This window comes from Prosthecobacter sp. (genome assembly GCF_020439865.1).
Classification (GTDB): domain Bacteria; phylum Verrucomicrobiota; class Verrucomicrobiia; order Verrucomicrobiales; family Verrucomicrobiaceae; genus Prosthecobacter.
This window is the reverse complement of the sequence record NZ_JAGRPF010000014.1, coordinates 1-7,342: the sequence shown is the minus strand read 5'-3', so window position 1 is coordinate 7,342 and position 7,342 is coordinate 1. Positions and strand designations below refer to the sequence as shown.

2 protein-coding genes and 1 pseudogene are annotated in these 7,342 nt (G+C 61.1%); all 3 read left to right on the top strand.

The features are described 5' to 3' along the window. Positions 1-1,115 (top strand): annotated as a pseudogene (locus KDL09_RS01035) (thioredoxin domain-containing protein); the annotation flags it as partial. Between the two features lie 4 nt (positions 1,116-1,119). Next, on the top strand, positions 1,120-1,998 hold the full coding sequence (locus KDL09_RS01030) for a hypothetical protein (protein ID WP_294380428.1): 879 nt from the start codon (positions 1,120-1,122) through the stop codon (positions 1,996-1,998). Positions 1,999-2,104: 106 nt separating this feature from the next. Further along, positions 2,105-7,342: excinuclease ABC subunit UvrA (uvrA, locus tag KDL09_RS01025; RefSeq protein ID WP_294380426.1), on the top strand; the 5,238-nt coding region annotated here is incomplete at its 3' end.

The following is a 7,342-nucleotide window of genomic DNA, read 5'->3' as shown; positions in this document are numbered from 1 at the left end:
CTTTCTATGTCTGGAAGGCTGCGGAGATCGACGAAGTGCTCGGCAAGGAGGACGGCAGCATCTTCCGCTATGCCTACGGCGCACGACGCGATGGCAACGCGCGTCCGGAGAGCGATCCGCAGGGCGAACTCAAGGGCCTCAACACCCTCTACCGCGCCGTGTCGTTCAAGAAGACCGGCGAGTACTTCAAAAAGTCGCCCGAGGAAATCAAAGCGATCATCGACAAGGGCATCGCCACGCTATTCGAGGCCCGCGCCAAACGTCCGCGCCCGCATCTCGATGACAAAATCATCGCCGCCTGGAACGGGCTCGCGATTTCAGGCCTCGCCCGCGCTGGAGCTGCGTTCGGCGACGACGAAACCATCGCGCTCGCCGCCGGTGCCGCGCAGTTCATCCACGATCAGCTTTGCACCACGCCCGGCAAAGGCCTGCATCGCTCCTGGCGCGAAGGCGAGCGCGGCCCGAAAGCCTTCGCCATCGACTACGCCTGCCTCATTCATGGCCTGCTCGATCTCTACCAGGCCTCCTTCGACGTAAAATGGCTCCAGTGGGCCGCCGCTTTGCAAAGTGAGATGGATGCGCTCTTCCTCGACACCAAGGACGGCGGCTACTACAGCGTCCACACCGACATGCCGAACAGCGTCCTCCGCATCAAGGAAGACTACGACGGCGCCGAACCTTCGCCGAACTCGCTTGCCGCGCTCAACCTCGTGCGCCTCAGCGCCCTGCTCGCCAACGACGGCCACAAACAGCAGGCGGAGAGAATCTTCGCCCTCTTCGGCTCCACGCTGCAGAGCAGTCCGGGCTCCGTCCCCGTCATGGCCATCGCCTTCGACCTGCACCATCGCGGCAAACAACAGATCGTCCTCGCCGGCGATTCCGCCACGCCCGAGTTCAAAACGCTCGCCACTCATCTCCATCGACAGTTCCTCCCCAACGCCGCCCTCCTGCACGCCGACGGCGGCGCAGGACAGCAATGGCTCGCCACGCACAACGAAGCCATCGCCGGCATGAAACCCGTCAGCGGCAAACCCGCCGCCTATGTCTGCCAAAACTTCACCTGCCAGGCCCCCGTGACGACGGTGGAGGATTTGGAGAAGGCGCTGGGGAAATAAGACCATGTTCCGTCAGTTCCGGCATGATCGTGCTCTTCGTCGTGCGTATGATCGTTACGACGCCGATGACTATGCTGACGCAGCCCGGCTCTTTCAAAAAGCATGCGAGGTATTGCCATTTTCATGGGAGGCGCAGTTCGGTCTTGGAGTCGTTGAAAAATGGCTGTGCCATTGGGAGGAATGTCTTGTAGCCTCTCTTAATAGCACTCGGCTCCGGCCTGATTTCGAAGGCTCGTGGTGGAATGTTGGGATCGCAGCCACGGCGCTTAGTCAATGGCGCCAAGCCAGAGAGGCTTGGTGTCATGCAGGAGTCCAGATGGAAGTGTCTGATGAGCCGGTGGAATTGAAGTTCGGAAACGTCCCCATTCGCCTGAAAACAACCAACAACGAGGTACTTTGGTGCCGTCGTTTGGATCCCGCACGAGCCCGGATCGAAAATGTGCCGACAGAAGACAGCCTGCACCGATGTGGCGACTTGCTTCTCATCGATGGTGAACCGGTTGGAACACGCAAAACCGACGGTGAAGAGGTTCCTGTTTTCAACGAATTGCAAATTCTAGCGCGATCCAAGATGGGCACCTTTGTTGTCGAAGTGAATCAAGTCTTGGAGTCCGAGATCAAGGAGTTGTGCAAAGCCGAGTCAGAGAATCTCAAAATTGAAGATTGGTCCACCCTCCGGATACTCTGCCGCAAATGCAGTGAAGGCACTCCTCACGAGCAACATGATCATGAGGGCGGTATTTCCGATGAATTGCCAAGCAGTAGGAAGATCGCTTTTGCAGCTCTGTCGCGTGACGCCGTTATCGAGACTCTGTCTGCCTGGCACGCCTCGAACCAAGCGGGAGTTGGCGATGTAGAATGCCTGATCGAGCCATGTGCTTGATGCGTTAAGCCACTGAAGCTGGAGACCTGTCCAAACGACATTTTCTTTGTCGCGGACAGCGCCCGTTTGCCACTTCGGGGCGTATCGCTACTCTCGCGCTCCCCCCATGCCTCGTGTTGCCAAAAAAACTGCCGCCAAGCTGTCCCATGACGTCATCCGTATCCGCGGAGCGCGGCAGAACAATCTGAAGGGCATCGATCTCGATCTGCCGCTGGGGAAGCTGAATGTCATCACGGGGCCGAGCGGCTCGGGGAAGTCGTCGCTGGCGTTCGACACGATCTATGCCGAAGGCCAGCGGCGCTATGTGGAGACGTTTTCGCCCTACACGCGGCAGTTCTTCGAGCGCATGGACAAGCCGCAGGTCGATTCGATCGAAGGCATTCCGCCGGCGATCGCCATCGAGCAGGTAAACAACATGCGCAGCACGCGCTCGACGGTCGGCACGATCACGGAGATCAATGACTACCTGAAGATGCTCTTCCCGCGCATCGCCTCGGCGACGTGTCCGTCGTGCCACCAGCCGGTGAAGCCGGAGACGGCGGAGAGCATTCTGCACACGCTGCTGCACGGCTACGCAGGCAGACAGGCGCTCATTCTCTTCCCAGTTCCGGTGCCGAAGAACACGGCGTCGGCCGATTTCGCCGCCTTCCTGCAGGCGCAGGGTTTTGTGCGGGTGTGGTTGTATGGCAAGATCGTGCGCCTCGATGAAATCACCGAACGCAAACTGCCCGCGCAGGTGATGGTGGTGCAGGATCGCGTCACGCTCGAAACGAAACAGCGCGCGCGCATCAGCGAGGCGGTCGAAGCGGCAATTCGATTTGGCAAAGGCAAGGTGGCGGTGAGCATCGACGACGAAACCCGGCACTTCTCCACCGACTGGAGCTGCGCGGATTGCGGCATCACGCTTCCCGCGCCGACGCCGGGCCTCTTCAGTTTCAACTCCCCCATCGGCGCCTGTCCGACGTGCCGCGGTTTTGGCCGCACGCTCGGACTCGACATCGGCAAGGCGATTCCCGACGAGTCGCTGAGCATCAACGAAGGTCTCGTGCGGCCGTTTCAAGGCAGCACCTACGGCGAGTCGCAGCTCGATCTCGAACGCGCCGCGCGGAAACGCGGCATCGACATTCACAAGCCGTTCGAAGATTACAGCGACGCGGATCGCAAGTGGCTCGTCGAAGGCACGCGCGATGATCCCGAGGAGGCCTACAATCGCGGCGAGTGGTATGGCGTGCGTGGATTCTTCAAGTGGCAGGAATCGCGCAGCTACAAGATGCATGTGCGCGTCTTCCTGAGCCGTTACCGCGCCTACACGGAGTGCATGGACTGCGGCGGCGGCCGTCTGAAGAAGGAGGCGCACAACTTCCGCATCGGCGAGCACACGCTGGCGGATCTGTGGCGTCTGCCGGTGAGCGATCTGCATCCGCTCGTGCAATCCTGGCAGCTCAAGGAGGGCGACCACGCCGCCGCGATGCTGCGCGACGAAATCGCCAGCCGCATCAGCTACATGGATCGAGCGGGGCTCGGTTATCTGAACCTCGATCGTCAAACGCGCACACTGAGCGGTGGCGAGCTTCAGCGCGTGAACCTCACGACCTGCCTCGGTGCTTCGCTCGTGAACACGCTTTTCGTGCTCGATGAACCGAGCATCGGTCTGCACCCTCGCGACATCGGCCGCCTCATCGGCGTCATGGAAGGTCTGCGCGACAAAGGCAACACGCTGCTAGTCGTCGAGCACGAAGAGGCCGTGATGCGCAGCGCGGACAACGTCATCGACATCGGTCCCGGACGTGGCGACAAAGGAGGCGAGCTCGTCTTCTGCGGACCGCTGTCGAAGTTAAGCGCGAAACTCGGCTCGCTCACCGGCGACTACTTGTTCGGACGCAAATCCGTGCCCGTTCCAACGCAGCGCCGTGCTGTCATTCCTCCCTCAAACGGAACCAACGCAAAGGCGAGCAAAGGCGCGGCGACAAAGTATCTGAACATCCACGGCGCACGCCAGAACAACCTCAAGAAGCTCAACGTGGACATTCCGCTCGGCGTGTTCTGCTGCGTCACGGGTGTCAGCGGCTCCGGCAAATCGACGCTGGTGCATGACGTGCTCTACCGGAACCTGCAGAAGCTCCGCGGCGAGGTCTGCGAAGACGAACCCGGCCGTGTGAGCAAGATCACGGGATACGAGAAGCTGACCGAGGTGGTGATGGTGGATCAGTCGCCGCTGGCACGCACACCGCGTTCGACGCCCGCGGTTTTCCTCGGCGCTTTCGATCACATCCGCTCGTTGTTCTCCGAAACGGAAGACGCCAAGGCACAGGGCATCATGCCGGGCTTCTTCAGCTTCAACTCCGGCGAAGGCCGCTGCGAACGCTGCGCGGGCAACGGCTACGAGAAGATCGAGATGCAGTTCCTCAGTGATCTCTACGTGACCTGTCCCGAGTGCGAAGGCCGCCGCTACCAGCCGCATGCGCTCAAAATTCTGCTGCATGGCAAAAGCATCCACGACGTGCTCGGTTTGACTGCCGAAGAGGCGGTCGCGTGGTTTGGCAGCCCGTTGTTTGAGTCGTCAAAAAAAGCCGCGCAGATCGTGACGCAGCTGCAGATGCTCAACGAGGCCGGGCTCGGCTACTTGAAGCTCGGCCAGCCGCTCAACACGCTTTCCGGCGGTGAGGCGCAGCGTTTGAAGCTCATCGGGCATCTCATCGAGAACCCGGCGAATCCGAAGGCGCTTCCCGGCTCCGGCAGCTTGTTGCTGCTCGATGAACCGACCACGGGCCTCCACTTCGATGACATCGCGCTGCTGGTGAAACTGCTGCAACGCCTCGTCAACGAAGGCCACAGCCTGCTCGTCATCGAGCACAACCTCGAAGTCATCAAATGCGCCGACTGGGTCATCGACCTCGGACCGGAAGGCGGCGCTGCGGGCGGAACGCTCGTGATCGCCGGAACACCGGAGGACGTGGCGAAGTGCGAGGCTTCGCATACGGGGCGGTATCTCAAATCAGTTCTTGGTTCTTCGTTCTTGGCTCCTCGTTCCAAAGAATCGCGAACGCAGCGCGAGACGAAGAACAAAGAACCAGGAACCAAAAACGCCATCTCCATCCGCGGTGCACGCGAGCACAATTTGAAAAACATCTCGCTCGACATTCCGCGCGATGAATTCGTGGTCGTCACCGGTCTCAGCGGATCGGGCAAGTCGTCGCTGGCGTTTGATCTGATCTTTGCGGAGGGACAGCGGCGCTTCCTCGACAGCATGTCGGTGTATGCGCGGACGTTTGTCGAGCAGATGGAGAAGCCCGAGGTCGATTTGATCACGGGCGTGCCACCGACGGTGGCCATCGAGCAGCGCATCTCGCGCGGCGGCGGCAAATCGACGGTGGCGACGGTGACGGAGACCTACCACTTCCTGCGCCTGCTGTTTGCAAAGCTGGGCACGCAATACTGCCCGACCTGCGCCGTGCCGGTGAAAAAGCAGAGCGTGCAGGCGATTCTGAACGCCGTGAAGAAGCAGGCGGCCAAAGGACCGCTGCATCTGCTGGCACCTCTGATCAAGGCGCGCAAAGGCTTCCACAACGAGGTCGCCGATCATGCACAGCGTCACGGCATCGAGACGCTGCTCGTCGATGGCGAGTTTCGTCAGACCGAGGGGTTTCAGCGGCTGGAGCGCTTCAAGGAACACACGATCGATGCGGTGATCGCGAAGGGCACGAAGACCGACTCGGACGAGAAACTTCGCTCTCTCGTCGAAGCGGCAATCAAGATGGGCAAAGGCACGATCAAACTGCTGCTCGCCGACCAATCGACGCCGGTGCTGAGCACGGAGATGAGCTGCCCTTCGTGCGGGCTGTCATTCGAAGAACTCGATCCGCGCCTGTTCAGCTTCAACAGCCCGCATGGCTGGTGCAAGGACTGCCGCGGCTTCGGCGTCGTCGGTCGCAAGCTCGACCTGAGCGACCGCCAGTCTGATCTCTCCATGCTCGAAGCGGAGATGGAGGAGGAACGTCGGTTCAACAGCGAAGACGAAGAAGATGCGCCGCGTCAGACCTGCCCAAGCTGCCACGGCAGCCGCATCAATGAGATCGGCCGCGCGGTGCAGCTTCAGGGCAGCACGATTCAGGATTTTGCCGCGCTCACTGCGGGCGAGGCCGGCAAACTCATCGCGAAGCTCAAGTTCGACGGCACCGAGTCGATCATCGCACGCGACATCGTGAAGGAGATCGAGCAGCGGCTCAAATTCATGCAGGAGGTGGGCCTCGGTTACTTGCAGCTCAACCGCAGCGCCGACACGCTCAGCGGCGGCGAGGCGCAGCGCATTCGTTTGTCCGCACAGCTCGGCAGCAATCTGCGCGGCGTTTTGTATGTGCTCGACGAACCGACCATCGGCCTGCACCCGCGTGACAACGAGAAGCTGCTCGACACGCTCTCCGCACTGCGGGACAAGGGCAACTCGCTGCTCGTCGTCGAGCACGATGACGAAACGATGCGACGTGCGGACACGATCCTCGATCTTGGCCCCGGCGCGGGCAAATTTGGAGGGCAGGTCGTTGCACAGGGCAGCCTGAAGCAGGTGCTCAAAAACAAGCACAGCATCACCGGCCAGAGCCTCAACAAACCTCTGAAGCATCCCGTGCGCGGTTCACGCCGACCGCTGCCGTCCGCGAAATCAAAGGACGGCTGGCTGCGCGTGACCGGCGCGCATGCGAACAACCTCAAGAACATCGACGTCGGCATTCCGCTCGCCCGTTTGACGGTGCTCACCGGCGTCAGCGGCAGCGGCAAGAGCAGCTTCATGCATGGCGCGCTCTCGCCCGCCGTGCGCGAGAAGATCAGCAAATCGAAAACCAAATTCACGAAGGCGTGGAAGAGCGTCAGTGGCTTCGAAAATCTGCAGACCGTGCACGAAATCGATCAATCGCCGATCGGCAAAACGAGCCGCTCCTGTCCGGCGACCTACGTCGGCATTCTCGACGACATCCGGAAGTTGTTTGCGCAGGTGCCGCTCGCTCGTACGCGTGGCTACACGGCGAGCCGCTTCTCCTTCAACACCGAAGGTGGACGCTGCGAGACCTGCGGCGGCAACGGCGAGATCAAAGTCGAGATGGCCTTCCTGCCGACGACGCGCGTGCATTGCGAAACCTGCAACGGCCTGCGCTTCAACGCCGCCACTCTCGAGATCGAATACAACGGCAAACACATCGGCGACGTGCTTCGCATGAGCATCACCGATGCCGCCGAATTTTTCGCGCCCGTGCAGAAGATCGCACGACCGCTCAAACTGCTCGCCGACACCGGCCTCGGCTACCTTCAACTCGGCCAGCCCAGCCCGACGCTCAGCGGCGGCGAGGCGCAG

Coding starts and splice junctions, on each gene's coding strand:
- KDL09_RS01030 (WP_294380428.1), top strand. CDS start 1,120: ATGTTCCGTCAGTTCCGGCATGATCGTGCTCTTCGTCGTGCGTATGAT.